The organism is Marinobacter sp. C2H3, assembly GCF_037080155.1.
GTDB lineage: Bacteria > Pseudomonadota > Gammaproteobacteria > Pseudomonadales > Oleiphilaceae > Marinobacter.
The window spans coordinates 276,785-302,632 of record NZ_JBBBNZ010000001.1 but is presented as its reverse complement, the minus strand read 5'-3'; the positions used below and the strand labels follow the sequence as shown (position 1 = coordinate 302,632).

26 protein-coding genes are annotated in these 25,848 nt (G+C 64.7%); 14 read left to right on the top strand and 12 right to left on the bottom strand.

Features of this window, described 5'->3' with window-relative positions; translation table 11 throughout:
• Window positions 1–33: 33 nt before the first annotated feature.
• Both dut and coaBC read right to left on the bottom strand, forming a co-directional pair.
• On the bottom strand, window positions 34–495 hold the full coding sequence (gene dut / locus V3388_RS01300; RefSeq protein ID WP_336365710.1) for a dUTP diphosphatase: 462 nt from the start codon (window positions 493–495) through the stop codon (window positions 34–36).
• Entirely contained in the window at window positions 492–1,721 is a 1,230-nt protein-coding gene (gene coaBC / locus V3388_RS01295; RefSeq protein ID WP_336365709.1) for a bifunctional phosphopantothenoylcysteine decarboxylase/phosphopantothenate--cysteine ligase CoaBC, read from the bottom strand. The genes dut and coaBC overlap by 4 nt, the downstream gene beginning before the upstream one ends.
• Before the next feature lie 198 nt (window positions 1,722–1,919).
• Between coaBC and radC the strand changes: the two genes are divergently transcribed.
• The 3 genes from radC to rpmG all read left to right on the top strand — a co-directional run bounded on the left by radC (window position 1,920) and on the right by rpmG (window position 3,235).
• Complete coding sequence (gene radC, locus V3388_RS01290; RefSeq protein WP_336365708.1) at window positions 1,920–2,612, top strand: RadC family protein; 693 nt, start codon at window positions 1,920–1,922, stop codon at window positions 2,610–2,612.
• A gap of 219 nt (window positions 2,613–2,831) precedes the next feature.
• Window positions 2,832–3,068, top strand: coding sequence for a 50S ribosomal protein L28 (gene rpmB / locus V3388_RS01285; RefSeq protein ID WP_011786975.1), 237 nt, complete (start codon window positions 2,832–2,834; stop codon window positions 3,066–3,068).
• An 11-nt stretch (window positions 3,069–3,079) separates the two neighbouring features.
• Entirely contained in the window at window positions 3,080–3,235 is a 156-nt protein-coding gene (gene rpmG, locus V3388_RS01280; protein WP_008173465.1) for a 50S ribosomal protein L33, read from the top strand.
• 83 nt (window positions 3,236–3,318) lie between these two features.
• Here rpmG and V3388_RS01275 read toward each other — a convergent pair whose 3' ends face one another.
• The 3 genes from V3388_RS01275 to V3388_RS01265 all read right to left on the bottom strand — a co-directional run bounded on the left by V3388_RS01275 (window position 3,319) and on the right by V3388_RS01265 (window position 5,657).
• Window positions 3,319–4,179, bottom strand: coding sequence for an endonuclease/exonuclease/phosphatase family protein (locus tag V3388_RS01275; protein WP_336365707.1), 861 nt, complete (start codon window positions 4,177–4,179; stop codon window positions 3,319–3,321).
• A gap of 66 nt (window positions 4,180–4,245) precedes the next feature.
• A complete protein-coding gene (locus V3388_RS01270) occupies window positions 4,246–4,893 on the bottom strand; it encodes a thiol:disulfide interchange protein DsbA/DsbL (protein WP_336365706.1) in 648 nt (215 codons plus the stop codon).
• 146 nt (window positions 4,894–5,039) lie between these two features.
• Complete coding sequence (locus V3388_RS01265) at window positions 5,040–5,657, bottom strand: c-type cytochrome (RefSeq protein WP_336365705.1); 618 nt, start codon at window positions 5,655–5,657, stop codon at window positions 5,040–5,042.
• A 158-nt stretch (window positions 5,658–5,815) separates the two neighbouring features.
• On the opposite strand from V3388_RS01265, the gene yihA reads away from it, so the two are divergent.
• Window positions 5,816–6,466, top strand: a complete 651-nt coding sequence (yihA, locus tag V3388_RS01260) for a ribosome biogenesis GTP-binding protein YihA/YsxC (protein WP_336365704.1) — start codon at window positions 5,816–5,818, stop codon at window positions 6,464–6,466.
• Between the two features lie 177 nt (window positions 6,467–6,643).
• Here the strand turns inward: yihA and V3388_RS01255 are convergent, their stop codons facing one another.
• Window positions 6,644–7,303 carry a TetR/AcrR family transcriptional regulator gene (locus V3388_RS01255; protein ID WP_336365703.1) on the bottom strand — a complete coding sequence of 220 codons (660 nt, stop codon included), beginning with the start codon at window positions 7,301–7,303 and terminating at the stop codon, window positions 6,644–6,646.
• Between the two features lie 185 nt (window positions 7,304–7,488).
• Here V3388_RS01255 and V3388_RS01250 point away from each other — a divergent pair, with 185 nt between their 5' ends.
• The 3 genes from V3388_RS01250 to V3388_RS01240 all read left to right on the top strand — a co-directional run bounded on the left by V3388_RS01250 (window position 7,489) and on the right by V3388_RS01240 (window position 9,802).
• A complete protein-coding gene (locus tag V3388_RS01250; RefSeq protein WP_336365702.1) occupies window positions 7,489–8,934 on the top strand; it encodes a coniferyl aldehyde dehydrogenase in 1,446 nt (481 codons plus the stop codon).
• A 120-nt stretch (window positions 8,935–9,054) separates the two neighbouring features.
• A complete protein-coding gene (gene coaD, locus V3388_RS01245; RefSeq protein WP_336365701.1) occupies window positions 9,055–9,540 on the top strand; it encodes a pantetheine-phosphate adenylyltransferase in 486 nt (161 codons plus the stop codon).
• 10 nt (window positions 9,541–9,550) lie between these two features.
• Complete coding sequence (locus V3388_RS01240) at window positions 9,551–9,802, top strand: YfhL family 4Fe-4S dicluster ferredoxin (protein WP_336365700.1); 252 nt, start codon at window positions 9,551–9,553, stop codon at window positions 9,800–9,802.
• 10 nt (window positions 9,803–9,812) lie between these two features.
• On the opposite strand, the gene ppk1 is transcribed toward V3388_RS01240, so the two are convergent.
• The 3 genes from ppk1 to V3388_RS01225 form a co-directional block, all read right to left on the bottom strand.
• Entirely contained in the window at window positions 9,813–11,969 is a 2,157-nt protein-coding gene (gene ppk1 / locus V3388_RS01235; protein ID WP_442915594.1) for a polyphosphate kinase 1, read from the bottom strand.
• 39 nt (window positions 11,970–12,008) lie between these two features.
• Entirely contained in the window at window positions 12,009–13,019 is a 1,011-nt protein-coding gene (hemB, locus tag V3388_RS01230) for a porphobilinogen synthase (protein ID WP_336365699.1), read from the bottom strand.
• Between the two features lie 213 nt (window positions 13,020–13,232).
• Window positions 13,233–13,454: a hypothetical protein gene (locus V3388_RS01225; RefSeq protein ID WP_336365698.1), complete on the bottom strand. Its 222-nt coding sequence runs from the start codon at window positions 13,452–13,454 to the stop codon at window positions 13,233–13,235.
• A 275-nt stretch (window positions 13,455–13,729) separates the two neighbouring features.
• Here V3388_RS01225 and V3388_RS01220 point away from each other — a divergent pair, with 275 nt between their 5' ends.
• The 4 genes from V3388_RS01220 to panP all read left to right on the top strand — a co-directional run bounded on the left by V3388_RS01220 (window position 13,730) and on the right by panP (window position 18,513).
• On the top strand, window positions 13,730–14,359 hold the full coding sequence (locus V3388_RS01220) for a TetR/AcrR family transcriptional regulator (RefSeq protein ID WP_336365697.1): 630 nt from the start codon (window positions 13,730–13,732) through the stop codon (window positions 14,357–14,359).
• 2 nt (window positions 14,360–14,361) lie between these two features.
• Window positions 14,362–16,047 carry an isovaleryl-CoA dehydrogenase gene (locus tag V3388_RS01215; RefSeq protein ID WP_336365696.1) on the top strand — a complete coding sequence of 562 codons (1,686 nt, stop codon included), beginning with the start codon at window positions 14,362–14,364 and terminating at the stop codon, window positions 16,045–16,047.
• Window positions 16,048–16,326: 279 nt separating this feature from the next.
• Window positions 16,327–16,671, top strand: coding sequence for a DUF503 domain-containing protein (locus tag V3388_RS01210; protein ID WP_336365695.1), 345 nt, complete (start codon window positions 16,327–16,329; stop codon window positions 16,669–16,671).
• 183 nt (window positions 16,672–16,854) lie between these two features.
• A complete protein-coding gene (panP, locus tag V3388_RS01205) occupies window positions 16,855–18,513 on the top strand; it encodes a pyridoxal-dependent aspartate 1-decarboxylase PanP (protein WP_336365694.1) in 1,659 nt (552 codons plus the stop codon).
• A gap of 19 nt (window positions 18,514–18,532) precedes the next feature.
• On the opposite strand, the gene V3388_RS01200 is transcribed toward panP, so the two are convergent.
• On the bottom strand, window positions 18,533–18,799 hold the full coding sequence (locus V3388_RS01200) for a hypothetical protein (protein WP_336365693.1): 267 nt from the start codon (window positions 18,797–18,799) through the stop codon (window positions 18,533–18,535).
• A 126-nt stretch (window positions 18,800–18,925) separates the two neighbouring features.
• Window positions 18,926–20,488, bottom strand: a complete 1,563-nt coding sequence (locus V3388_RS01195) for an inorganic phosphate transporter (RefSeq protein ID WP_336365692.1) — start codon at window positions 20,486–20,488, stop codon at window positions 18,926–18,928.
• A 180-nt stretch (window positions 20,489–20,668) separates the two neighbouring features.
• On the opposite strand from V3388_RS01195, the gene V3388_RS01190 reads away from it, so the two are divergent.
• The 3 genes from V3388_RS01190 (at window position 20,669) to V3388_RS01180 (ending at window position 24,941) form a co-directional block, all read left to right on the top strand.
• Complete coding sequence (locus V3388_RS01190; protein ID WP_336365691.1) at window positions 20,669–21,775, top strand: GGDEF domain-containing protein; 1,107 nt, start codon at window positions 20,669–20,671, stop codon at window positions 21,773–21,775.
• Window positions 21,776–21,836: 61 nt separating this feature from the next.
• Complete coding sequence (locus V3388_RS01185) at window positions 21,837–22,307, top strand: flavodoxin domain-containing protein (RefSeq protein WP_336365690.1); 471 nt, start codon at window positions 21,837–21,839, stop codon at window positions 22,305–22,307.
• A 105-nt stretch (window positions 22,308–22,412) separates the two neighbouring features.
• On the top strand, window positions 22,413–24,941 hold the full coding sequence (locus V3388_RS01180) for an EAL domain-containing protein (RefSeq protein ID WP_336365689.1): 2,529 nt from the start codon (window positions 22,413–22,415) through the stop codon (window positions 24,939–24,941).
• 39 nt (window positions 24,942–24,980) lie between these two features.
• Here V3388_RS01180 and V3388_RS01175 read toward each other — a convergent pair whose 3' ends face one another.
• Complete coding sequence (locus tag V3388_RS01175) at window positions 24,981–25,844, bottom strand: acyl-CoA thioesterase (RefSeq protein ID WP_336365688.1); 864 nt, start codon at window positions 25,842–25,844, stop codon at window positions 24,981–24,983.
• Window positions 25,845–25,848 lie beyond the last annotated feature (4 nt).

Sequence of the window (25,848 nt, the reverse complement as noted above, 5' to 3'; positions counted from 1 at the left end):
CCCGGGGTCTGGCAAAAGTATAGACGGCACCGCTCAGCGGGTGCCGGTGGAACCGAATCCGCCCTCGCCCCGATCGCTGGCGTCGAAGGCGTCGACAATCTCGAACTGCGCCTGCACCACCGGCACCAGCACCATCTGGGCAATGCGCTCGCCGATCTCCACCGTGAAGGTGGTGTTGCCCCGGTTCCAGCAGGACACCATCAGCTCGCCCTGGTAATCGGAATCAATCAGCCCCACCAGATTACCGAGAACAATACCGTGTTTGTGGCCCAGGCCGCTGCGGGGCAGGATCATCGCCGCCAGGGACGGATCAGCAATGTGCACCGACAACCCCGTGGGAATCAGCGCGGTCTCCCCCGGCGCCAGGGTCAGCGGCTCCGGCAGGCAGGCGCGCAGGTCCAGGCCGGCGGAGCCTTCGGTGGCGTAGGTGGGAAACGGCAGCGACGTGCCGATGCGGTCGTCCAGCACACGGACCTGAAGGGTTTTCTGAGTCATGAGGCGTTATCCAGGCGTTGACGAATCAGCGTGACCAGTTGGTCCGCGAGGTCGGTTTTCGGGGCCGGTCCCAGGGCCATCTGGCCATCCGGCCAGAAGACCGTGACCGCGTTCTGATCGCTGCCAAAGCCGATATCGGGGCGGGATACGTCATTGGCGACAATCATCGCCAGCTTCTTGCGCGCCAGTTTGTCCATGGCGTAGCGGGCTACGTCGTGGGTTTCCGCCGCGAAACCAACGGTAAACGGCGCGTCCGGCCGGGCCGCGACGGTGGCCAGGATGTCCGGATTACGCACCAGAGACAGCGACATCGCCTCAGCGCTTTTCTTGAGCTTTTGCCCGGCGACAGCATCCGGGCGGTAATCCGCGACCGCGGCGGTGGCAATAAACAGGTCACAGCCCTCGTCGATCGCGGCCAGGGTGGTGGTCAGCATGTCCTCGGCGGTAACCACGGGGCGCACGTCCACGCCGCCCGGCGCCGGCAGCGCCACCGGGCCGCTCACCAGCACGACCGAGGCGCCGGCCCGACGGGCGGCGTCGGCCAGGGCGTACCCCATCTTGCCGGAGCTGTGGTTGCTGATGTAGCGCACCGGATCGATCGGTTCCTGGGTCGGGCCGGCGGTAATCACGACCCGACGTCCGGCCAGGGGGCCGGCAGAGGTATTGGCGCCGGTACCACGGTCTTCTGCCAGCGCGAGTGTGGCCAGATCAGCAGGCTCCAGCATGCGCCCCGGGCCAGTGTCACCACACGCTTGCTGCCCCTGGTCTGGGCCCCAGACCGTTATCTGGGGATCCGCCTCCAGCAGCGCCAGATTGCGCTGGGTGCGGGCATTGCGCCACATGGCCTGGTTCATCGCCGGAGCCACCGCAATCGGCGCCTCGGTGGCGCAGCACACCGTGGTCAGCAGGTCATCCGCCAGGCCATGGGCAAGCCGCGCGAGAAAATCCGCGGACGCCGGCGCCACCAGCACCCGGTCCGCCCATTTGGCCAGTTCAATGTGGCCCATGCCAGCCTCGGCCTCCGGGTCCAGCAGCGAGGTGCGAACCGGCTCGCCGCTGAGGGCCTGGAAGGTCAGCGGGGTCACGAACGCTTCGGCGCCCCGGGTCATCACCACCCGCACCTCACAGCCGGCCTTTTTCAACAGCCGCACCAGTTCGGCGCTCTTGTACGCGGCAATGCCGCCGGTCACGCCCAGGAGAATTCGCTTGGCACCGGTTGTGCGCATAGTGCGGTCCCGTAATTCCATAAAATGAAAGGCTTATAAGATAGCACGGCCGGCCAGCCTGCACAGCCGGCGGTGCGGGTCGATCGTTTACCGAATGTTACTTTTTAAAGTAAGCTTTGTAACCACGATGGCGTCCCGCCATCACCCACGGAAGGCTGGCGCAGGACGCGCCGCCGGTACCCGCGCAAGGAGCGCCCGATGACTTCTTCCACCGCCCGCACCGCCTCCCCCTGGCCAAGGGACGAGCGACCCCGTGAACGCCTGCTGAATCATGGCCCGGAATCCTTGAGCGACGCCGAACTGCTGGCCATTTTCCTGCGCACCGGTACCGCCGGCGAGCCAGTGATGGCCCTGGCCCGCCGCCTGGTGGCGGAGTTTGGCGGGCTTCGGGGCCTGCTCAGCGCGTCCCGACGCCAGTTTTGCAGCGTCCACGGCCTGGGCACCGCCAAATACGCTCAGGTGCAGGCAGCGCTGGAAATGGCCCGACGGGTCATGGACGAGCCGCTGCGCCAGGGCGATCCGCTGCGCTCGCCGGCAGACACCCGCCGGTTTCTCACCAGCCGGCTGGGCACCTACCCCCACGAGGTGTTCGCCGGCCTGTTCCTGGATAACCGCCACCGGGTCATCCAGTACCGGGAGCTGTTCCGGGGCACCATCGACGGCGCCGCCGTCTACCCCCGGGAGGTGGTGCGCCAGGCGCTGGAGGACAACGCCGCCGCGGTGATCTTTGCCCACAACCACCCATCGGGCGTGGCGGAACCCAGCCAGGCCGACATTTCGCTCACCAAGCGGCTCAAAGAGGCCCTGGGGCTGGTGGATATCCGTGTTCTTGACCATATGGTGGTGGGCCACGGTGAGGTAATATCCCTGGCGGAACGGGGACTGATGTAGCGGGCTGGCCAATTTCCCAACAATTTTTTGCGTTGGGGGGCGTGTTCTGGTATAAAAGCGTCCCTTTCTGGCGGCGTCTGGCAAGCAGCGTCCCGTGTGCATGGCGCGGTGTTCCGTGTATGTGGCGCAGACGAGGAACCTGGCGGTTCCCCGGCAACCAGAGACGCAGGTAAACGAATTCGTTAAGTACAGAGACCATTGCTCAGGTCGGAGGCAAGTATGTCCAGAGTTTGTCAGGTTACCGGTAAGCGTCCGGTCACCGGTAACAACGTATCCCACGCGATGAACCACACCCGTCGTCGCTTTCTGCCGAATCTGCAGAACCACCGTTTCTGGGTTGAGTCCGAGAAGCGTTTCGTGAAGCTGCGCGTATCCACCAAGGGCATGCGCATCATCGACAAAAAAGGCATTGACGCTGTGCTGGCCGATCTTCGTGCCCGCGGCGAGAAAGTTTAAGGAGCCGCATCATGCGCGAGAAAATCAAACTGGTCTCTTCTGCCGGTACCGGTCACTTCTACACGACCAAGAAGAACAAGCGTAACACCCCGGAAAAGATCGAGATCAAAAAGTACGATCCGGTCGTCCGCAAGCACGTTGCGTACAAAGAAGCCAAGATCAAGTAATTGATCGGGCATCCACAAAAAAACCTGGCTACGGCCAGGTTTTTTTGTGCCCGAAATCCACCGGATCACGACGTTCAGCGCACTCAGAAGGTCTCCAGATACCCCTTGGGCAGGGCCACGTCCATGGCGATGGGCAGGTGATCGGACACCGGGTAGCTCACCACCTCCGACCGGCGGATCTCCAGGCTGGGGCTGACCAGAATGTGGTCCAGGGCTTTCTCTGGCCGCCAACTCGGGAAACTGTGGGCGGTGTCCGGCAGGGGCACCAGATCGGTCTCCCTCAGGGGGGTATTGGTCAGCAGTTCCTCGGCGTGGTTGTTCATATCCCCCATCAGCACCACATGCCGGTAGCCGTCGATCAGCTCCCGGATATACCCCAGTTGGCGCTGCTGGGCCGCGCGGCTCAGGGACAGGTGCATCAGCACCAGCACCAGCGGGTCTTCTTCGGCGCCGTAGCGGGCCATGATCGCGCCCCGGCCGGGAATCAGCCCCGGCAGGCGGTGCTCGGTCACGTCCAGAGGACGAAACCGGCTGAGCAGGCCGTTGGAGTGCTGGGCGATCTGCCCCAGGTTGCGGTTGAGCTGCTGGTACCAATAAGGAATGCCCGCCGCCTCCGCCAGGTACTGCACCTGATTGATGTAGGCGCTGCGCAGGCTGCCGCCGTCACATTCCTGCAGGGCGATCACGTCGTAGCCGCTGATCAGCCGGGCGATGCGATCAAGGTTGTCGATGCGGTTGCGGTGCGGCAACAGGTGCTGCCAGCTCCGGGTCAGGTAGTGCCGATAGGAGGACGTGTTGATGCCAACCTGGATATTGAAGGTCAGCAGGCGAAGGTGCCGGTGGGGCTCGAACGCGGGCACGTGATCCAACCCGGAGCAGCGCCCTCGGGCAGCCGGCTCCGGGTTGTTCCAGTCACTGAACTGCTTGCGCAGACGCTTGTACATGGGCGCGGTTCCTTACTCAGCCCGCTCAGGCCGGCTCCCGAAGTCCCACAGGCACCGCCCAGCGGCTTACTGCGCCTGGGCCTCGTGCTCCTTTTTCACCAGATAGTCCACCACCTGGAGCATCTTCTCGAAACTGCCGGCCTGGGAGGCGGTAATCGTGTATTTGCCGGCCACCAGCATGGTCGGCGTGCCGGTGATCCGCGCGCCCCGCACCTTGGCCTGGGCCTTCTGCAGCATGGTGTTCACACCGAAGCTGTTGTAGTTCTTCAGGAATTCCTCGGCATCCACGCCCTGGGTGCCCAGGAACTTGGCCAGGGACTCGCCGTCGTTCAGGGGCTTGTGTTCGCCGGCCAGGGCCTCATAGAGCGCGTCGTGCACGGCCTGCGTACGGGCATCCATGGCTTCCAGCGCGTAAAAGGCTCGGGCATGCGGTTCCCAGGATTTACCCAGGGCCGCCGGCAGCAGCACGAAATTCACGTAGTCCGGCGCCTGTTTGGCCCAGGCCTCCACCTGGGGCTTGAACCGCAGGCAGTGGGGGCAGCCGTACCAGAACACTTCCGCCACTTCGACGCCGCTATCGCTTTGGGTCTGCACCGGCGTGCTCAGCTTGAGGTAGTCCTTACCTTCCTGAAACGGTGCTTCCTGGGCGCTGGCAACGCCGGAGAGCATCAGGGCAAAGACCATTACAATCGCCGTGCGTACTGCATTCATCATGCCGGGTATCCCCTTGTTGAATTCTGGTGTTATCGGATATGCGCCGATTATGACCTACGCCGGCGGCAAAGTTCCATGCGCCCGCCAAATCGACGCATTACGGGATCGTAAGGCGACACATCGCCGGGCTGCCCACGGCGGACCGATCAGTGCAGGCCGGACAGGTAATTGGCCAAGGCGGCAATGTCGTCATCGGTGAGTTTGCCGGCGATGTCCGTCATGATGGACGCTTGCGCGCTGCCGGCCCGTTCGCCGCTGCGATAGGCCTTGAGCTGAGCCGCCAGGTACTCAGCGCTCTGCCCGCCCAGGCGGGGGAAGCCGGCCGGCCCGTTACCCTGACCGTTGGGCGAGTGGCAGGCGCTGCACGCCGGGATGCCGCGTTTCAGATCGCCGCCACGGTACAGGGCCTGAGCCCGTTCCACGGTATCCGGACTGGCCTGGCCGACGGTCATCGGCTGTTCATTGAAGTACGCCGCCAGATCCCGCAGATCCGCCTCGGACAGCCCATTGAGCAGCCCGGTCATCTGGGGCACCTCACGCTGGCCAGACTGGATCGCCTGCAGTTGCCGGAACAGATAGGCCTCCCCGAGGCCGGACAGCTTCGGGTAAAGGCCCATCGTCGGGGCGGCACCGCCCTGGCCGTGACAGCCGGCGCATACCGCGGCGCTTGATTCCCCCGCCACCGGATCGCCACCGCCCGGGGTCGCCGCCAACGAGGTCCCGGCCAGCAGCATCAACAGGTACCCTGCCATGGGCTGTTTCATACCGTCTGCGCCTCCTGCCGTGCTTGCGGGGCGTTTGCCCGTGATTTGTTGTAGCATTATAGATGACGCTCAGCGATCCCCCAATGCGGCAACGAGCCGCCCGCTGCCCAACCACGCGCACCAGCCATGCCCGAAAGGCCACAAGGAATCTCCCGCACGTGAGCACCGAGAACACAGACACCCCCGACAGCCTGGACACCCCGGAAAAGCCGGTGTCGTTCAATAGCGCCCGCTTTCTGATCAGCGCCTCCCGGCTGAACGAATGCCCGGACGACGCCGGGGTTGAAATCGCCTTTGCCGGCCGCTCCAACGCCGGCAAGTCCAGCGCCCTGAACGCCATTACCGCCAACGGCAAACTGGCCCGCACATCAAAAACGCCCGGGCGCACCCGGCTGATCAACTTCTTTTCCCTGAACCGGGACGGCTGCCGGCTGGTGGACCTGCCGGGCTACGGTTACGCACGGGTATCGCGGGACATGAAAGACGATTGGCAGCAGCACCTGGGCCATTACCTGAACGACCGGCGCTGCCTGCGCGGGCTGGTGCTGGTGATGGACATCCGGCATCCGCTGACGGACTTCGACCAGATGATGGTGGACTGGTGCGAGCACAACCAGCTGCCACTGATGATCCTGGCCACGAAAGCCGACAAGCTGAAGTTCGGGCAGGCCAAAACGGCCCTGCTGGGGATTGGCCGCGCCCTGAAGGCGTACCAGTGCCTGGAGCACCTGATGCTGTTTTCCGCCACCAGCAAGCAAGGCGTTGAAGAGTGCCGCCAGGCCCTCAGCGATTGGATCGATACACCCTGAAGTCCGGGCGACCCGACAAAAAAACCGGCCTGATGGAACAGGCCGGTGAAACGTCAGGGTTTGCGACGTGCTAAAACCTGAGAACTCACTCAGGAGACGCCAGGAATGTCCGGATTCCCGCGTCTAGTTCTGAGACTGACGTCGTCCGCCGAAGTTCCCGGATCGATCAAATTTTAATCAAGCCTCAGCTTGCATCATCACCGGACGGTACTTTTCCCGCAACGCCATTACCCGCTCACGGTAGGCCGGGGTCAGATAGGGAACCTCCAGCGTCAGCACCTGGTAGATGCCCTGCTTCAGCTCGGTGAGGGTCAGGCTGTTGTCGTCATCCAGAGCATGGGCGGTTTTCAGGAACGCCATCCAGTTGGTAATCACCAGCCACACGTTCAGGGACATGGCTTCCCGCAATTCCACCGGCTGATGCTCGATAATCCCGGCCTCGGCCATCTTCTCAAAAATCTGGCGGATGGCGCCGAGGCAGCGGTTGGTGAACTCCCGGTAGTCCCGGCGCAACCTCGGGTCGCTGTCGAGCAGGTATTCCAGATCCCGGTGGAAGAATCGGTAGCTCCAGAGGCCGTCGAACACCGATTCCAGGTAGAAAGTCAGGTCCTCCAGGGTCAGCGCCCGGCTGCCCGGAATATCCAGGTAGAAGTCCACGAGCTTTTCATACTCGAGAAAGATCTCGTAGATGATGTCGGACTTGTTGCGGAAGTGGTAATACAGATTGCCCGGCGAGATCGCCAGGTGCGCCGCAATGTGGTTGGTGGTGACGTTCCGTTCACCCCGTTCGTTGAACAGCTCCAGGCTGGCAAGGAGTATCTTGTCGCGCGTCTTCATGATGTGGTTGGCACTTGAGTGAATCCGGGGCGTGGCTGGCCCGATTGGCCATCGGGCCCTGCTTGACTCCCTAGAGTATATACTCTAATAATACCGTCCAATGCAAACTGTTCACTTTATGGCCAGCGCCAGCGCCGGCCATTCATGACGCTGCCGGCCCGCGCCGGTTGCCGGAGGGAAACGCCATGTCCGCCACCGTTGTCCAGCTCACCGAGAGCAAGAAGCACATCCAGCACACCCATCGCGTGTTCGAGGCCCAGAAGCAGGCGTTTCGGAACAACCCGATGCCGTCCCTGGCCGAGCGGCAGGAAAACCTCAAGCGCCTCAAGCGCGCCCTGCTGACCCACCAGGAACGCCTGCTGGACGCCATTGACCGTGATTTCGGCTGCCGGTCCCGGGATGAGTCCCTGATCGCCGAGATCATGCCCTCGGTGCAGGGCGTCAACTACGCCGTCAAACACCTTTCGGGCTGGATGAAGCCTTCCCGCCGGCATGTGTCCGTGCTGTTCCAGCCCGCCAGCAACCGCGTGCATTACCAGCCCAAGGGCGTCGTCGGCATCATCGTGCCCTGGAACTATCCCCTGTACCTGGCCGTGGGCCCCCTGGTCGCGGCACTCGCCGCCGGCAACCGGGTGATGATCAAGATGTCCGAGTTCACCCCGCACACCTCCGCCCTGTTCAAAGAACTCATTGAGGACATCTTTCCCGAAGACCTCGTAGCGGTCATCAACGGTGAAGCGGATGTGGCGGCGGACTTCTCGGCCCGGCCCTTTGACCACCTGCTGTTCACCGGCTCCACGTCGGTTGGCAAGCTGGTGATGCGCGCCGCCGCCGAGAACCTGACGCCGGTGACCCTGGAACTCGGCGGCAAGTCCCCGGCCATCATTTCCCCGGACGTGCCCATGGCCGACGCGGCCCAACGCCTGGCCTTCGGCAAGGCGTTCAACGCCGGACAGACCTGCGTGGCACCGGATTACGTGCTGTGCCCGAGCGACCGGGTGCAGGCGTTTGTGGATGAATTCCGCAGCCAGTTTGCCGATATGTACCCCACCCTGCGGGACAACGACGACTTCACCGCGATCATCAACGAGCGCCAGTACCAACGCCTCCAGGGCTATCTGGACGACGCCCGGGCCAAAGGCGCCGAGCTGATCGAGGTCAACCCCGCCCGGGAGAACCTGGCCGATGGCAGCGGCAAGCTGCCGCTGACCCTGGTATTGAACCCGACCGACGACATGAAAGTGATGCAGGACGAGATTTTCGGCCCGCTGCTGCCGGTGGTGACCTACGACAGCCTCGACCAGGCCATCGGCTACATCAACGACCGCCCGCGCCCGCTGGCCCTGTACTTCTTCGGCTACGACCGTCGCCAGCAGGAGCACGTGGTCGCCCAGACCCACTCCGGCGGCATGTGCATCAACGACACCCTGATGCACGTGGCCCAGGACGACCTGCCGTTCGGCGGCGTCGGTGATTCCGGCATGGGCCACTACCACGGCCAGGAAGGCTTCCTGACGTTCTCCCACCAGCGGGCGATCTTCAGCAAGCAGAAGTTCAACAGCGGCAAGTTTGTTTACGCGCCCCACGGCACCGCCATGCACAAGATGGTGTACAAGCTGTTCATCCGCTGACGGCGACGGGGTTCCTGCCCCCTTCAGACGAGCGGCTCGGCCCAGGTGCCGGGCCGCCCGTCACGCCTTCAGGGCCGGGCCAAGTGTGCTATCATGGCGGTCTCGGAACAGGAGCCAGCCATGCCCACCAAAGTCATTTATCCCGGCACCTTCGACCCCATCACCAACGGCCACACCGACCTCATTGAGCGCGCCGGCCGGCTGTTTGACGAAGTGGTGGTGGCGGTCGCCTACAACCCCAAGAAGCAGCCGCTGCTCAACCTCGACGAGCGCTGCGACCTGGTGCGCCAGGCCACCGCCCACATGCCCAACGTGTCCGTCACCGGATTCAGCAATCTGCTGGCGGAGTTCGTGCGGGAACAGGGGGGCAATGTGATTCTGCGGGGGCTTCGGGCGGTGTCCGATTTCGAGTACGAATTCCAGCTCGCCGACATGAACCGCCGGCTGGCGCCGGAGGTGGAGAGCATTTTCCTGACCCCCGCCAACCACCTGTCGTACATCTCGTCGACCCTGATCCGGGAGATTGCCTCCCTCGGCGGCGACGTGTCCGAGTTTGTGGATCCGGCGGTAGTGGCCGCCCTGACCGCCAAGTTCAACCCGGCCTGAGGGAACACCCATGGCGCTGATGATTACCGACGAATGCATCAACTGTGACGTGTGCGAACCGGAATGCCCGAACGGCGCCATTTACGCCGGTGAGGAGATTTTCGAGATTGATCCGGACAAATGCACTGAGTGCGTGGGCCACTTCGACGAGCCCCAGTGCCAGCAGGTGTGCCCGGTGGACTGCATTCCGCTGGACCCGGAACGCCCGGAAACCCGGGACCAGTTGATGGACAAATACCGCCGGCTGACCGGCGAGGCCTGACCGCCCCGCCTCAGCCGTTGCCCGCCAGGCGCTCCAGCAACACCAGCTGGGCCGCCACACGCTCCTCGCCCTCCGCCGGCTGATTCTGCACATAACTGCCGTCCGCCTGCAGCTCCCAGGACTGGCAGTTATCCGCCAGGTAGGTGTCCAGGTCCTCCCGCAGCCGGGCCACCAGCACCGGGTCATCGATCGGAAACGCCACTTCAATCCGGTGCAGCAGGTTGCGCTCCATACCGTCGGCGCTGGAGCAGAAAATGTCCGGCCGGCCGTCGTTGCCGAAATAGTACAGCCGGGTGTGCTCCAGAAAGCGCCCGATGATTGACCGCACCCGGATGTTGTCGGACAGCCCCGGCACCTGCGGCCGCAGACAGCAGATGCCCCGGACGATCAGATCGACGCGCACGCCGGCCTGTGAGGCCCGATAAAGGGCCTTGATAACCTGTCGCTCGGTGAGCGCGTTGAACTTCATCACGATGTGACCGCGCTCCCCCAGGGCCGCCTCCCGCTCGATCAGGCTGATCAGACGGGCGTGCAGGGTGAATGGCGCGTGGAACAGCTTCTTGATCTTCAGCGCCTTGCCCATGCCGGTCAGCTGCTGGAACAGCTTATTGACGTCGTCGCCAATGGACTCGTCGCAGGTCAACAGGCTGTAATCGGTGTACAGGCGGGCGTTGCCGGCGTGGTAGTTGCCGGTGCCCAGGTGCACGTAGCGGCGCAAGCGACCTTCTTCCCGGCGCACCACCAGAATCATCTTGGCGTGGGTCTTGTAGCCCACCACACCGTACACCACGATCACCCCGGCCTCCTGCAGCCGGCTGGCCAGCTCCAGGTTCTCGGCCTCGCTGAACCGGGCCCGCAGCTCGATCACCGCAGTCACTTCCTTGCCCCGACGGGCAGCGTCCGCCAGCGCCTCAACAATTTCGGAATCGACGCCGGTGCGGTACAGGGTCTGGCGGATGGCCAGCACGTGAGGGTCCTTGGCGGCCTGACGCAGCAGGTCCACCACCGGACTGAAGTTCTCGTAAGGGTGCATCAGCAGGATCGGCCGCTTGCGAATGGCGTCGAACATCGATTCCTTGCTGCGGATCTGCCGGGGAATGGCCGGCGAGAAACCGGTGTAGGTCAGGTCCGGCCGATCCACCAGGCCGCCCACCGCCATCAGCCGGGTCAGGTTCACCGGCCCGTGCACCTGGTACAGGTCCCGGTCGGTCAGGCCAAACTCGGTGAGCAGGAACTGGATCAGCTCCTGCGGACAGTTGTCCGCCACCTCTAGCCGCACGCCGTCGCCGAACCGGCGGCTCAACAGCTCACCACGCAGGGCCGAGGCCAGGTCTTCCAAATCGTCCTCCAGCTCCAGGTCAGCGTTCCGGGTCAGCCGGAACTGGTAGCAGCCCTTCACTTCCATACCCGGGAACAGCTCGTCGGCGTGGGCGTGGATCATCGAAGACAGGAATACCAGGTTTTCACCACCGCTGCAGATCTCGTCCGGTAATCGCACCAGCCGGGGCAGTGAGCGGGGCGCAGGGACGATGGCCATGCCGGTTTCCCGGCCGAAGGCATCCTTACCGTCCAGTTCCACAATGAAGTTCAGGCTCTTGTTCACCAGGCGCGGGAACGGGTGCGAGGGATCCAGCCCGATCGGACTGACCACCGGCAGGATTTCCTCGTCAAAGTAGTTGCGCACCCAATCGGCCTGGGCTGGCGTCCAGTCCGCCCGGCGCACGAAGTGGATGTTCTGCTGCTCCATCTCCGGAATCAGTACGTTGTTGAGGATGTCGTATTGCTCGCGGATGTACTCGTGGGCCACCCGGCTGATTTCCGCCAGCACCTGCTCCGGCATCATGCCATCGGCACCCACGGTTTCCCGGCCGTACTTCATCTGCTGGCGCAGGCCAGCGGCGCGGATTTCGAAGAACTCGTCCATGTTGCTGCTGAAAATGCAGCAGAACATCAGCCGGTTCAGCAGCGGATGGGTGGGGTCCAGCGCCTGCTTCAGCACCCGGTAGTTGAACTGCAGCTGGCTGAGCTCCCGGTTGAAGTAGTTGTCGCTGGCGTCCAGGTTGACCTCTTCCCCGGCCGGCGGCACCGCCACGGGCGCCGGTACGCTGCCGGCGTCGTCACGGTCTGCGACGGCCCCGGCCGCCTGGCTGGCCACGCTCTTGTCCACGGCGCTGTCTCCTTCCACATTGCCCCCTTGAGCGACGGTTTATCGCTGGCGCAGCAGCCGCGCTGCCCGCACCGCGAAATACGTAAGAATGCCATCGGCGCCGGCCCGGCGCATGGCCATCAGGCTTTCCATCATCACCGCGTCGCCGTCAAGCCAGCCGTTCTCCGCCGCCGCCATGTGCATGGCGTACTCGCCGCTGACCTGGTACACGAACGTGGGCACGCCCAGCTCGGTCTTCACCCGCCGGACGATGTCCAGGTAGGGCATGCCGGGCTTGACCATCACCATGTCCGCGCCTTCCTGAAGGTCCATGGCGGTCTCGTGCAGGGCCTCGTCGCTGTTGGCCGGGTCCATCTGGTAGGTGGCCTTGTTACCCTTGCCCAGGTTGCCGGCGGAACCAACCGCGTCCCGGAACGGGCCGTAGTAGGCGGACGCGTACTTGGCGGAGTAGGCGAGAATGCGGGTATTGACGTAACCGGCACTCTCCAACGCGTCCCGGATGGCGCCAATGCGGCCGTCCATCATATCCGAGGGCGCCACCACATCGGCGCCGGCGTCGGCGTGGGACAGAGCCTGGTTGACCAGGGCTTCCACAGTGACGTCGTTGAGCACATAGCCGCTGTTGTCCAGGATGCCGTCCTGGCCGTGGCTGGTGAACGGGTCCAGCGCCACGTCGGTGATCACCCCCAATTCTGGCTGCGCCTTCTTCAGGGCGCGCACCGCCCGTTGCACCAGGCCATCGGAGTCCCAGGCGCCGGAGCCGGACAGGTTCTTTTTCTCCGGCGCCACCACCGGAAAAAGCGCCACCGCCGGAATGCCAAGGTCCACCCATTCCGCCGCCTGCTCCACCAGCAGATCAATGCTCAGACGCTCGACGCCGGGCATGGAGGCCACGGCCTCGCGCTGGCCCTGGCCTTCCAGCACAAACACCGGGTAAATCAGGTTGTCCGGCGTCAGCTTATGCTCGCGCACAAGGCGCCGGGAGAAGTCACTGGCACGGTTGCGGCGAAGACGGGTGCGGGGAAAGGCGCGGGACACATCATGAAACACAGATCACCTCCGGAAACCTCGGCAGACGGACAGGCGCTCGCGGGCGGGCGCCCCTGGCCTTTCATCATACACGGCCGTCCGGACCGGTGCAGCGACAGCGACCGGTATAGGCATGGGTTCAGTCTGTCAGCAGACGATGACGCTGGGATGACAGCACGCTAGACTGGCGAAAACAAAAACAGGGCGGCCGCTTGCGACCGCCCCGGTGACCGATCAGAGAGACCGGTTGTTGAAACCGACGTCTACCTTGCGGGGTACATCGGAACGAAAGGTGGTATCCACTTGCTCAATCTTGCCGCCCTGGGCCAGAAAGGCCTGAATGTCCGCTTCCAGTTGCGCGCGAATCCGGGCCCGACCCGCGACGGAATGGGTATCCTCGGTGTCGCCGCTCCAGCTACCGGACTGCTCCAGGTTGCTTTCGTCGAATTCACTCATTCGGGTTTCTCCATCAACGAAAACAGATCGCCGAGCGTGCGCCAGCCCTTGGCCTACGCGCGCTCTGTCTCGACGAACGGACCGCCAGCGGCCGTGTCTTGGCGTCTTTATAATCCGGTTTCAGAGGCCGCGCTATTTCCTGGCAACGACTTTTTTGTAATTTTTTGTAATTGAAAATAACACATTGATGCACCTGGAAATTTTGAGGCACCAAAAACACCCGTGTGCGTTGACACAAACAATGAACAATGATTCACTACTTGAGAGGAGCGGGCATGGCCTACCGTGAAACCGAAAAAATGCGCCAGCGCAAAGCCCGAGCGCGCCAGAACATCCTGGAGTGCACCCAGGAATGCGTGGCCTCCGGGGGCTTTCGCAGCGCCCGTATTACCCGCATCGCGGGGCTCGCGGGGGTCGCCACCGGCACCATCTACCGGCATTTCGAATCCCGGGAAGAGCTGTTTGCGGAAATCTTCCGGAGCGCCACCCAGCGGGAGGTGGACAAGGTCGCCGAGGCGCTGGCGGAGCCCGGTAACGCCATTAGCCGGCTGGAAGCGGCGCTGCGCCAGTTTGCCGAACGGGCCCTGCGCAGCCCCATGATGGCCTGGGCGCTGATCGCCGAGCCGGTGGATCCGAGGCTGGAGGAAGAACGGCTGGTGTATCGCCGGGCCTACGCCGAGCACTTTGAACACGCCATCCGGGACGGCATCGCCGAAGGCACGCTCCCGGATCAGGACGCCCGCCAGAGCAGCACCTGCCTGGTCGGCGCCATCTCGGAGAGCCTGGTCGGCCCGCTGTCACCGACGCTGGCGGGTCAGAACACCCTCTCCGGGGACGACAAACACCGGCTGGTCGACGCCATCCTGATCTTTTGCATGCAGGGGCTGACCGGCACCAGGAGGTAGCCATGAACGCCCACGCACCCGTCCCGCCCGCCAGCGACCGATATCTGGCGGACACCCACGAGGTCCTCAACCAGCCGCCAGCGCTGGCCGATTACAACCTCTACGAGCAGGATACCGTGCTGCAGGAAGCCGCCCTCCGGGAAGGGGCCGGCAGCGCCACCGGCGAGCTGAGCCGTTTCGGTGCTCTCGCGGGCGCTGCTGCCACCATCGACCTGGGCTTCCGGGCCAACGCCAACCGGCCGGTGTTCCATAGCCACGACCGCTTCGGCCACCGCATCGATGAGATCGATTTCCACCCGGCCTACCACGAGCTGATGCGCATCGCCCTGGAAAACGGCTTGCACAGCAGCCCCTGGACCCACCCCGGCGCCGGCGCCCACGTCACCCGGGCGGCCAAGTACTACCTGCACTCCCAAGTGGAAGCCGCCCACTGCTGCCCGGTCACCATGACGTTTGCCGCCGTACCCAGCATTCGCCAGCAGCCAGACCTGGCGAAGACGTGGGAAACCCGCATCCTGGCCAACGCCTATGACCCCCGCAACGTGCCTGACGGGCAAAAAGCCGCGGTCACCATCGGCATGGCCATGACCGAGAAACAGGGCGGCAGCGACGTCCGCGCCAACACCACCCGCGCCTACCCGATGGCCGCCGGCGGCCCCGGCCAGGCCTACGAACTGGTGGGTCACAAATGGTTTGTCTCCGCCCCCATGTGCGACGCGTTTCTGGTTCTGGCGCACGCCCCGGGCGGCCTCTCATGCTTCCTGATGCCCCGCTGGCGCCCGGACGGCACCAAGAACCCCTGGCAGATCCAGCGCCTGAAAAACAAGATGGGCAACGTCGCCAACGCCTCCAGCGAGGTCGAACTGCGGGGCGCGCTGGCCTGGATGGTGGGCGAAGAGGGCCGCGGCGTGCCCACCATCATCGACATGGTCGCCATGACCCGCTTCGACTGCATGATTGGCAGCGCCGCCGGCATGCGCCAAGCCGTCGCCCAGGCCAGCCACCACAGCCGGCACCGCAGCGCCTTCGGCGCTCGTCTCGCCGACCAGCCGCTGATGCAAAACGTCCTGGCGGACCTGGCCCTGGAAAGCGAAGCCGCCCTGGCCTACACCTTGCGCATCGCCCGCGCCCTGGACCACCAGGACGACGAACACGAACGCCTGCTGACCCGGCTGGCCACGCCGGTGGGCAAATACTGGATCTGCAAGCGCACCCCCAACCACGCCTACGAGGCCATGGAGTGCATTGGCGGCAGCGGCGTGATGGAAGACTGCATTCTGCCGCGCCTGTTCCGGGAATCCCCGGTCAACGCCATCTGGGAAGGGAGCGGCAACGTCCAGTGCCTGGACACCCTCCGGGCCCTGCAGAAGACCCCGGACGCCCTCGACGCCTTCTTCATCGAAGCCGCTCTGGCCCGGGGCGCCGATCGCCGCTTTGACCGGTTCCTGGACAACCTTCAGCGTGACTTCACCGATCTCAGCGACGTCCAATACCGGGCTCGCAACCTGGTCGACCGCCTGGCCCTGGCCCTTCAGGCCTCCCTGCTGCTGCGCCACAGCCCCGCCGAGGTGGCGGACGCGTTCTGCGCCGGCCGCCTGGACACCAACGGTGGCCTCAACTACGGCACCCTGCCCACGGGCATCGACGCCGCCGCCATTATCAAGCGGGCCACGCCTGTAGTAGGCTAGCCCGAATGACGCGGCCGGATGACGCTCCGGGCGGCGTTGACGGGCCGATGACCGGCATCACTGCCTGATGCTGGGCGACGCGCCCTGAACGGCGAATTGGCGGCTTCGGTCATTAAGCAGCGCCCTTCGGCCGGCCAACGAGAACTCTGAGCGCCGGCGGGGGCTTTCCTTCCAAAACTGTGCGGAGCCAGGGATGGCGGAGCTCAAGCGCCCCATGGACGGGCCAAAGGAGCGGGTTTTGGAAGGGAAGCCCCCGCCGGTGCCTGCACGGAATCAAACATGCCAGACTCACTGAGACAGCTTCTGAAAGACGGCCTGCAGCCGGACGCCCCGGTGATCACGCCCCACATCGGCGTGCTGACCCTGCACTTCCAGCTCTACGGCTGCGACGACCTGAAAGCCAAACGCAAGGCCTTCACCGCCATGAAAGCCGTCTGGGGCCGGGAGGCGGACCTCGCCGTCGCCGAAACCGCGGACCACGACGCCCTGGACTGCGCCACCTGGACCATCGCCGCCCTGGGCACCTCCTCCCAGCAGATCAGCCAGCGCCTCGACGCGGTCGAGAAAGCCATCGCAGAGCGCATCGACGCCGCCATCCTCGACGTCCAGCGAGAAATCCTCTGAGCGCTGGCGCGGCCAGCCCGGTGGCGTGGCCGGACACCACGCCTTATACTACGCAACCTCAGGGAAGCGAGCGTAGCCGCTCCAGGCAGCTATACCCACTGCCGACGCCGGACCACGGCTCGGCCCCGTCCGCCGGGCATCCGGAACCGGCCCGCGGATGACCACTGAACCTGTGTGGTGCCTATGACCGGAAAGAAAAAATCCGCCCAGGCCTCGGTCGAGGCGATGTACCGCGTGTTCACCGTCCCCGAGGCGCCGGAATCGACCCTCAGCCGGATCGACCAGGACATCTCCCGCAACCTGGCCGGTTTCCTGCAGGACCACATCGTCGCGGTCGAACGGGACCTCTCCGACGTCGAAAAAGATTTCGGTGAGTACAACATCCCGGAGAAACCCGTGTTTGTCTCCGAACAGGCCCAGTTCCTGCTCGACAAACTCGTGGCCAACTCCGTGCACACCGCCTCCCCTGCCTTCATCGGCCACATGACGTCAGCGCTGCCCTACTTCATGCTGCCGCTGTCGAAAATCATGATCGCCCTGAACCAGAACCTGGTGAAAACCGAAACCTCCAAGGCCTTCACTCCCATGGAGCGCCAGGTGCTGGGCATGATCCACCGGCTGGTGTACCAGGAAGACGGCGCCTTTTACCGCAAATGGATGCACGACCCCCGCCACACCCTCGGCGTCATGTGCTCCGGCGGCACCATCGCCAACGTCACCGCCCTCTGGGTCGCTCGCAACCGGGCCTTTCCCCCCGAAGGCAGCTTCCGTGGCCTGCACCAAGAAGGGCTGTTCCGGGCGCTTCGCTACTACGGTTATGAGGGCGCCGCGGTGCTGGTCTCCCGACGGGGCCACTATTCCCTGCGCAAGGCCGCCGACGTGCTGGGCCTGGGCCGGGACTCCCTGGTGGCCATTGACACCGACGAGCACAACCGGATCTTGCCGGACGCCCTGCGGGAAAAGTGCCTGGAGCTGCAGAAACAGAAGATCAAGATCCTGGCCATCTGCGGCGTGGCCGGCACCACCGAAACCGGCAATGTCGACCCGCTGGATGCCGTGGCCGACATCGCCCGGGAGTTCGGTGCCCATTTCCACGTGGACGCCGCCTGGGGCGGGCCCACCCTGTTCTCACGCACCTACAAGCCGCTGCTCAAGGGCATCGAAAAGGCCGATTCCGTCACTTTCGACGCCCACAAGCAGCTGTACGTGCCCATGGGCGCGGGCCTGGTGGTGTTCCGGGACCCAAGCCTGGCCTCGGCCGTGGAGCATCACGCCCAGTACATCATCCGCAAAGGCTCCCGGGACCTCGGCACCACCACCCTGGAAGGGTCCCGCCCGGGCATGTCCATGCTGATCCACTCCGGGCTGCGCATTCTGGGGCGGGAGGGTTATGAGATCCTGATTGACCAGGGCATCGAAAAGGCCCACACCTTTGCGGACATGATCCGCAACGAGCCGGACTTCGAGCTGATTACCGAACCGGAGCTGAACATCCTCACCTACCGGTACTGTCCGGCCGAGGTGCGACGGGCCCTGGCCATGGCCGACGAGCTTCAGGCGGAAAAGCTGAACACCTGCCTGAACCGGATCACCAAGTTTATCCAGAAAACCCAGCGGGAGCGGGGCAAGGCGTTTGTGTCACGGACCCGTCTGGAGCCGGTGCATTATTTCCGATTCCCGTGCATCGTGTTCCGGGTGGTTCTCGCCAACCCGCTGACGACGAAAGAGATCCTGGCGGATATTCTGCGGGAGCAGCGGGCGCTGTCCCGGGAAGAAGGGATTGCCGACGAAATGAGCATCCTGCATCAGATGGCGTCGGCGGTGCTGCGGCAGGCGGGCTGAGGCGCGCTCAACCGCCACCTCAGTAGAGCGCTTCCTCGTCGTCCAGCACCTCGTGCAGGATCTCCAGGAACATCTTGTCCGCCTCACTCCAGTTCTCCGGAATGCGGATGGTGGTGTTGGCGCTGATTTCCCGGGCCATCAGCTCGTCGGCATTGGCCTCGTTACGGTATTTACGGGCAATGTCCACGGATTTGACCGCAATGGTCGGATCGCTCAGCACCTTCTTGATGAACACACGCAGCTCGGCAATCATCTTCGCCTGGCGGCTTTCAACGGATGAACTCATACCATACTCCCGGAAACGGTGGACGGCGGCGCCGGTCGCCGCCGCCGGTTAGTCTAACAGACACAGTATGGCCAAAAGCGCCGGCTTCAACCAGCGGGCCGGGGCCAGGCCGAGGTAGCGCCAGCGTCAGAGCATCAGGCCCCGCAGGGTGAAGAACAGGAACGCCGCCATGATGGCGGACGCCGGCACGGTGATGACCCAGGCGGCGGCAATACGAATCAGGTGGGAGCGCTTGACCATCTCCTCCTGGTAAATCTTCTTCAGGCGCTTGCGCTCGGATTTTGACAGCGGCACCTGCTGCTTTTTCTTCTTGGCCCGCTTCAGCAGTTTTTCCATTTCCTCCACGCTGGCGTCCTGGAAATTCTCCAGGAACGGCCGCAGGCGCGCCTGCTCGTCCGGGCCGTGCTGCTCGATGATGCCGTGAAGCTGAGCCGCATAGTTCCGCTTGAGGTACTCCCGCAGGAAGCCCACCCCGAAGACGCCGCCCAGTGCAATGTGGGTGGAGCTGACTGGCAGGCCAAGCTGGGACGCAACGATCACCGTCAGGGCGGCGGACAGGGCGATGCAAAAAGCCCGGGTCTTGTCGAGTTCGGTGATCTCGCTGCCCACGGTCTTGATCAGGCGCGGGCCGAACAGCATCAGGCCGACCGCGATGCCCAGGGCACCCACCATCATCACCCACAGGGGAATGCCGGCGGCGGTCGCCACACCGCCGTGCTGGATGGCGTCGTTGATCGCCGCCAGCGGGCCGACCGCGTTGGCCACGTCGTTGGCGCCATGGGCAAAGCTGAGCAGGGCGGCGGAGAAAATCAGCGGCCAGGTGAACAGGGAGCTGACCGCGTCCGGGTGGTTCTGCATGGTCGCGGCCCGGCGGCGCACCAGGGTGCGCACCAGAAAGTAGACCACCACGGCCGCCGCCAGTCCGACCAGGGAGGCCTGCAGGAAGTCCACCTTAACCAGCTTCTTGACGCCCTTGAGCATCAGGTAGGTGCCAAACGCCCAGGCCATAATGGACACCAGCAGCGGCACGAACCGACGGGCCGAGGCAACGACGTCCGGTCGGTACAGGACGGTTTTCTTGATCACGTACAGGAAGGCCGCGGCCAGTACGCCGCCAAGCACCGGAGAAATCACCCAACTGGCCACGATCTTACCCATGACGGCCCAGTTGGCGATGCCCCAGCCGCCCGCGGCAATGCCGGCGCCGAGCACGCCGCCGACGATGGAGTGGGTGGTGGACACCGGCGCGCCCATCCAGGTGGCCAGGTTCAGCCATAGGGCGCCGGCCAGCAGGGCGGCGGTCATCAGCCAGACAAACGTATCGGCGCTGTCCAGCAGGGCGGGATCAATGATGTCGCCCTTGATGGTGCCCACCACTTCGCCGCCGGCAATCAGCGAGCCGCTGGCCTCGAACACCGCCGCCAGCAACACCGCCGCGCCCAGGGACAGGGCGCCAGAACCCACCGCCGGGCCCACGTTGTTGGCGACATCGTTGGCACCGATGTTGATGGCCATGTAGCCGCCGATCACCGCAGCGGCCACCAGCAGCAGATTGTTGGGCGTATCCTGGGCGATGGCGCCAACCGCCAGCCAGATGCCCAGGAGAAACAGCAGACTGATGCCAACCCGGTATCGTTCCGTCGAGGGGCTGGTGAGGAGGGAATCGAAAAATTCGCTGGAACGGGCCATGGCGGGCGCAGCCTCCGGTTTTCAAGCTCGACTAGGGGCCGCCACTATAAAAGTTTTGTCATGGAATTGAAACACGCTGCCGGCTGCGCCAAGTGTGACCAAACCCGCCGTTTTTTACCGGTGTTCGCGGATAATGGCATCTATAACGTTCGGCGACACTACAACCAGAAGCGACCCCCGATGAAACCACTCCTGTCCGCCAGCCACGCGGCGGCCGGCGCCCGCGAGGACGCCCAGGTCTCACGCCTGCTGAACGTACTGTCGGGCGCAGCCATCGTTTTCCTGGTGGGCATTGGCCTCAAATCCTGGTTCGCAGGCCACCTTCTGCACGCCTGGGTGCTGGGGTTGTTCAGCCTGCTGGTGCTCTGGACCATGGCCCGCTTCGCCGTGACCGGTGACCGGGTGCGCCAGAAGCGCTCGCTGATCCTCATTGCCGCCCTGCTGTTTGTGTACCTCATCGCCTCCGGCGGCGAGAGCAACACCGGACCTCTTTGGTTCTACGTGTTTCCGCCCCTGCTGTTCTTCCTGACGGACCTGAAAACCGGCACCGCCGTGCTGCTGTTGTGTTGCCTGGTGGCCGCCATCGTGTTCGAGTTTCCCCAGTTGCCGTTCGTGGGCGCCCACTACTCCACCGACTTCAAGATCCGCTTCTTCGCCACCCTGGCCTTCGAATCGATCTTTTGTTTCATTCTTGAGGCGGGCAGGCTGAAAGCCCGTAACGAGCTGGTGGAGCTGGCCGCCACCCACGAGCATGCCGCCCGCACAGACGAACTGACCGGTCTGTCCAATCGCCGGGACATGCAGCACCGGTTACTGGTGGAGTTCTCCCGCTACCAACGCTCCGGTCACCACTTTTCCGTTGTGCTGGTGGACCTGGACTGGTTCAAGTCGATCAACGATACCCACGGCCACGACATGGGCGACGCGGTTCTGCGCCAGTTCGCCACGACCACCGCCGAGGTGATACGCAAGACCGATGTCGCCGCCCGTTGGGGCGGCGAGGAGTTCCTGATCCTGTTGCCGGATACCGCCCTGCTGCAGGCTCTTACCCTGGCCGAGCGCCTGCGCCAGGCGGTGGCCCAAACCCGCTTCGGCCAGACCGCCCCCCCGGTGACGGTCACCCTCAGCGCGGGCGTCGCCTCCATCGCCAAGTGTGCCAGCCTGGACGACCTGCTCCGGCAGCTGGACCAGAACCTTTACGCCGCCAAGGCCGCCGGCCGTAACCAGATCGCCCCCCGGGTACGCCGGGACGACGAGCCGATCCGATCGGCCCCCGGCCTGCCTTGAGCGCCCCGCGCCGCCCCGCTATGATCGGCACCGCCATCCATCACCGATCCGAGGTCCTGTCATGACCGTCATCCGACTCCTGGTGGGCTCCGTGTACGGGGGCGCCCTGATGACCGCGCGCGCCGTGGCCCGCGCACTGGAAGCCGAGGGCCACCCGGCCATCGTGCTGGAAAACCCCGAGCTGGCGGACGTCGCCGGCACCGAAGGCCCGCTGCTGGTGTGCACCTCCACCACCGGCCAGGGCGAGGTGCCGCCCAACCTGCTGCCGTTTTACCTGGACCTGCGGGACCAACTTCCCCAGCAGCCGGGCCGGCCGTTCGGCGTCGTCGTTCTGGGGGACAGCTCTTACGGCGACACATTCTGCGGCGCCGGAAACCTGATGGAGGAAGCACTGCTCGAGACCGGCGCCCGCAAATGCGGGCAGACCCTGACCATTGACGCCCTGGAAGTGCTGGAGCCGGAACAGGAGGCCGTGCCCTGGGCCCTGGAATGGGCCAGCACGTGGGCATCCGGGCCAACCGGACAGCCGTAATCCCCGATGCCTTGAGCCACCGGCTTCGAGCGGCCATACTCGGGCCATAATGACAACGACACACGCGACGCCCCTGTGACACCGAACCGCTGGTTGCCCACGCTGATGCTCCTGCTGATATCGGCCCTGTCCTGGCCCTGTCAGGGGGCAGACGGCCGGCTTGTGCCCCAGCCGGATTACCTGCGGCTGGCGCCCGACACCAACCTGAGCGCCAACCAGGCCCTGGCCCGCAGCGACTGGCAGCCTCTGGCCCAGCCCAGCCCCAATTTCGGATACATCCGGGACACCGTCTGGCTGTCGTTCCCGGTGCCCGACAACCCGCGCCTCAATCTGCTGGAAATCAGCTATTCCCAGCTCGACCACCTGCGTTTCTTCCTGGTGCGCAACGGCCGGGTGGTGAGCCAGCAGCAGGCCGGTGACCGGCTGCCCTTTGCCAGCCGCCCGGTGCAATACCGCAACTTCCTGTTTCCCTTCGACCACCGCCCGGGCAGCGGCGAACGCATTCTCCTGGAAGTGCGCAGCCAGGGCGCGCTGCAGGTGCCCCTGACGCTCTGGAACGACAAGGCGTTCTTTGAACAGGCCACCCGGGAGGATCTGGCCCACGCCGTCTACTACGGCATCCTGTTCACCATCATCGTGTTCAACCTGTTCATCTTTATCGCCCTGCGCGAACGGGTGTATCTGCTGTACGTGCTGTCCACGTTTGGGTATCTGCTGATCATTGCCTACCTCAACGGCATTGCCTACCCGTTACTCTGGCCGGACTCCCCGGCGGTGCAGAACCAGGCCATGCTGTTGAGCATTCCCCTAACCATGCTGGTCACCCTGTGGTTCTCCGGCACCTTCCTGGACCTGCAGCGCTTCAGCCCCCGGATGGACTGGGCTCTGCGGGCCATGATGGTCATTAACGGCCTGGCCGCACTGGCCACCTTCGTGCTGGACTACAACACCGCCATCCGCCTGGTGGTGGCGCTGTCCATTCCCGGCTGTCTGCTGCTGACCCTGCTGGGCCCCCAGCAATGGCTGCGGGGCAACCGTCAGGCGATGTATTACACCCTGGCCTGGGGCGCGCTCACCCTGGGCAGCGCGATCACCGCGTTCAACAAGTACGCCCTGCTGCCGACCAACGTGCTCACGGTGTACGGCATTGAAATGGGGTCAGCCCTCCAGGCGATGCTGTTGGCCCTTGCCCTGGCGATCCGTATCTATCGGGAACGCCAGGACAAAGTGTTGGCCCAGGCCGCCGAGTTGAACGCCCTGGAAGCCCGGCGCCAGGTAGAACGGCGGCTGATGGACCAGGCGCTGCACCATCCCCTGACCGGCCTGCCGAACCGGGCCAGCTTTGAAATGACGCTGGCCGACCGGCTGCGCCACCATCCCGACCAGCGTCTGGGCGTGTGCGTGATTCACCTGGATAACCTGCCCTCGGTCACCAAAACCCTGGGGCACCACAACACCGACCGGATCCTGGAACTGGCGGCGAGGGAGTACCACGCCATCCTCCGGGAGGTCCCGGGCATCCTGCCGGTGGCGCGGACCGATCGGCAGACCTTTTATCTGGCGGCCATGGACAGTCAATCGTTTGCCATGCTGGCGGACGCCCGCACCGCCGAAGCCGCCGCCCGCACCGTACTGCGCTGCCTGGAGCGTATCCGCCGGCCGATCGACTACCTGGGCATGCAGATTCCCCTGGAGCCCCGCATCGGGGTGGCGATTCACCCGGAGCACGGCAACGACGCCAACACCCTGATCCGCCGGGCGATCATCGCCGAAGACTCGGACCGGGCCCGGGACCGGGGGCTGGCCTATTACCGGACCAGCCGGGACGCCTACAGCACCGACCGCCTGACCCTGGCCTCAGAGCTGAGGCGCGCCATGGAACAGAACGAGCTGGCGCTGTACCTGCAGCCGAAGCTGAACCTGCGCACGGACACGGTGGTGGGCATGGAGGCGCTGATTCGCTGGCCCGCCCGGGCGTCGTCGATCCGGCCGGACCAGATGGTGCAGATGGCGGAACAGACCGGGTTGATCAAGCCCCTGACCCGCTGGGTACTGGAGCAGGCGCTGACCCTGCGCACGGCGCTGCTTGAGGCCGGTCACACCCTGGACCTGTCGGTGAACATTTCCCCCAACAACCTGCGGGAAGCGGATTTTGCCCTGCACGTGCAGCGGCTGATGCGAAGCCATCACCGCCATCAGGGCGCGGTGACCTTTGAAGTGACCGAAACCTCCATGATGCTCGACCCCGCCAACGCCCTGAACGCACTGAACCTGCTGGCCGGGGCCGGCATCCGGATTTCCATCGACGACTTCGGATCCGGCTACTCGTCCCTGTCCTACATCAAGCAGCTGCCCGCCACCGAGATCAAGATTGACCGGTCCCTGGTGCGGGACCTGACCACCCAGAACGAGGACCGGGTGATCGTCCAGACCACCATCGATATGTGCCACTCCCTGGGCTACCGGGTGGTCGCCGAGGGCGTGGAGGACATCGCCACCGCCGACGCCCTGCGCGCCATGGGCTGCGACATGATCCAGGGCTACCTGTTGACGCCGCCGCTGCCGCTGGAGGGCTTTATTGACTGGCTCGGCACCCAGCAGCGGGATCAGGCGCAGCACCAGGGCACGCGCTGAGCGGCCCGGGTACGGGAGCGACGTGGTCGGGAGGGTCGGTCAGCGGGGCTTGCGCTGGCGGATCAGCGCTTCCTGGGTGGTCGAGGCCACCAACACGCCGTTCTGGTTGTAGAAGTTGCCCCGGTTGAAGCCCCGGCCGCCGAACGCGCTCGGGCTGTCCTTGTCGTACAGCAGCCACTCATCCATGCGGAAGTCCCGATGGAACCAGATCGCGTGGTCCAGGCTGGCCACCTGCATGTTGGGGCTCATGAAGGACACACCGTGGGGGTTCATGGAGGTGCCCAGGAACTGGAAGTCGGACGCGTAGGTCAGCAGGCAGCGGTGCAGCACGGGATCGTCCGGCAGCGGCCCCTGGGCCCGGAACCAGTTCTGTTTGTAGGGTGGGCTCGGCTGCGGGGACAGCGGGTTGCCCGGCGCCACCGGGCGAATCTCGATGGGACGGTCACGGGTCAGGCTGTCCCGAAGCCGCTCGGGCACTTTGCTGGCCAGGCGCTGGCCCAGCATCTGCTCGGAGGTCAGGGTGTCCGGCGCCGGGGCCTCGGGCATGGGGAACTGGTGGTCAAATCCGGTTTCCTCCACCTGGAACGACATGGACCCGGTGAGGATTTCCTTGCCGTCCTGACGGGCAATCACCCGGCGCACGGAAAAGCTGCCGCCGTCGCGCACCCGCTGGACTTCGTAGTCGATGGGCATGCTGTGGTTGCCCGGGCGCAGGAAGTAGGCGTGCAGGGAATGGCACAGGCGGCCCTCCACGGTTCGGCTGGCGGCCATCAGGGCCTGGCCCAGGACCTGGCCGCCGAACACGTTGGGAAAGCCAAGATCTTCGCTGTCGCCCTGGAAGTGATCGTCGCCAATGGGCGAAAGATCCAGCAACTCCACCAACCGTTGTGTGACTTCTAGCATGCCT

What these genes read in the sequence shown, in the direction of transcription:
- V3388_RS01250 (WP_336365702.1), top strand. Translation starts at nt 7,489, where the DNA reads ATGTCCGCCACCGTTGTCCAGCTCACCGAGAGCAAGAAGCACATCCAG.
- rpmG (WP_008173465.1), top strand. Translation starts at nt 3,080, where the DNA reads ATGCGCGAGAAAATCAAACTGGTCTCTTCTGCCGGTACCGGTCACTTC.
- rpmB (WP_011786975.1), top strand. Translation starts at nt 2,832, where the DNA reads ATGTCCAGAGTTTGTCAGGTTACCGGTAAGCGTCCGGTCACCGGTAAC.
- V3388_RS01225 (WP_336365698.1), bottom strand. Translation starts at nt 13,454, where the DNA reads ATGAGTGAATTCGACGAAAGCAACCTGGAGCAGTCCGGTAGCTGGAGC.
- V3388_RS01215 (WP_336365696.1), top strand. Translation starts at nt 14,362, where the DNA reads ATGAACGCCCACGCACCCGTCCCGCCCGCCAGCGACCGATATCTGGCG.
- V3388_RS01180 (WP_336365689.1), top strand. Translation starts at nt 22,413, where the DNA reads ATGCTCCTGCTGATATCGGCCCTGTCCTGGCCCTGTCAGGGGGCAGAC.
- V3388_RS01275 (WP_336365707.1), bottom strand. Translation starts at nt 4,179, where the DNA reads ATGTACAAGCGTCTGCGCAAGCAGTTCAGTGACTGGAACAACCCGGAG.
- V3388_RS01265 (WP_336365705.1), bottom strand. Translation starts at nt 5,657, where the DNA reads ATGAAACAGCCCATGGCAGGGTACCTGTTGATGCTGCTGGCCGGGACC.
- V3388_RS01200 (WP_336365693.1), bottom strand. Translation starts at nt 18,799, where the DNA reads ATGAGTTCATCCGTTGAAAGCCGCCAGGCGAAGATGATTGCCGAGCTG.
- V3388_RS01175 (WP_336365688.1), bottom strand. Translation starts at nt 25,844, where the DNA reads ATGCTAGAAGTCACACAACGGTTGGTGGAGTTGCTGGATCTTTCGCCC.
- V3388_RS01270 (WP_336365706.1), bottom strand. Translation starts at nt 4,893, where the DNA reads ATGATGAATGCAGTACGCACGGCGATTGTAATGGTCTTTGCCCTGATG.
- V3388_RS01185 (WP_336365690.1), top strand. Translation starts at nt 21,837, where the DNA reads ATGACCGTCATCCGACTCCTGGTGGGCTCCGTGTACGGGGGCGCCCTG.
- coaBC (WP_336365709.1), bottom strand. Translation starts at nt 1,721, where the DNA reads ATGCGCACAACCGGTGCCAAGCGAATTCTCCTGGGCGTGACCGGCGGC.
- V3388_RS01240 (WP_336365700.1), top strand. Translation starts at nt 9,551, where the DNA reads ATGGCGCTGATGATTACCGACGAATGCATCAACTGTGACGTGTGCGAA.
- coaD (WP_336365701.1), top strand. Translation starts at nt 9,055, where the DNA reads ATGCCCACCAAAGTCATTTATCCCGGCACCTTCGACCCCATCACCAAC.
- radC (WP_336365708.1), top strand. Translation starts at nt 1,920, where the DNA reads ATGACTTCTTCCACCGCCCGCACCGCCTCCCCCTGGCCAAGGGACGAG.
- V3388_RS01195 (WP_336365692.1), bottom strand. Translation starts at nt 20,488, where the DNA reads ATGGCCCGTTCCAGCGAATTTTTCGATTCCCTCCTCACCAGCCCCTCG.
- panP (WP_336365694.1), top strand. Translation starts at nt 16,855, where the DNA reads ATGACCGGAAAGAAAAAATCCGCCCAGGCCTCGGTCGAGGCGATGTAC.
- V3388_RS01190 (WP_336365691.1), top strand. Translation starts at nt 20,669, where the DNA reads ATGAAACCACTCCTGTCCGCCAGCCACGCGGCGGCCGGCGCCCGCGAG.
- V3388_RS01255 (WP_336365703.1), bottom strand. Translation starts at nt 7,303, where the DNA reads ATGAAGACGCGCGACAAGATACTCCTTGCCAGCCTGGAGCTGTTCAAC.
- V3388_RS01220 (WP_336365697.1), top strand. Translation starts at nt 13,730, where the DNA reads ATGGCCTACCGTGAAACCGAAAAAATGCGCCAGCGCAAAGCCCGAGCG.
- dut (WP_336365710.1), bottom strand. Translation starts at nt 495, where the DNA reads ATGACTCAGAAAACCCTTCAGGTCCGTGTGCTGGACGACCGCATCGGC.
- V3388_RS01210 (WP_336365695.1), top strand. Translation starts at nt 16,327, where the DNA reads ATGCCAGACTCACTGAGACAGCTTCTGAAAGACGGCCTGCAGCCGGAC.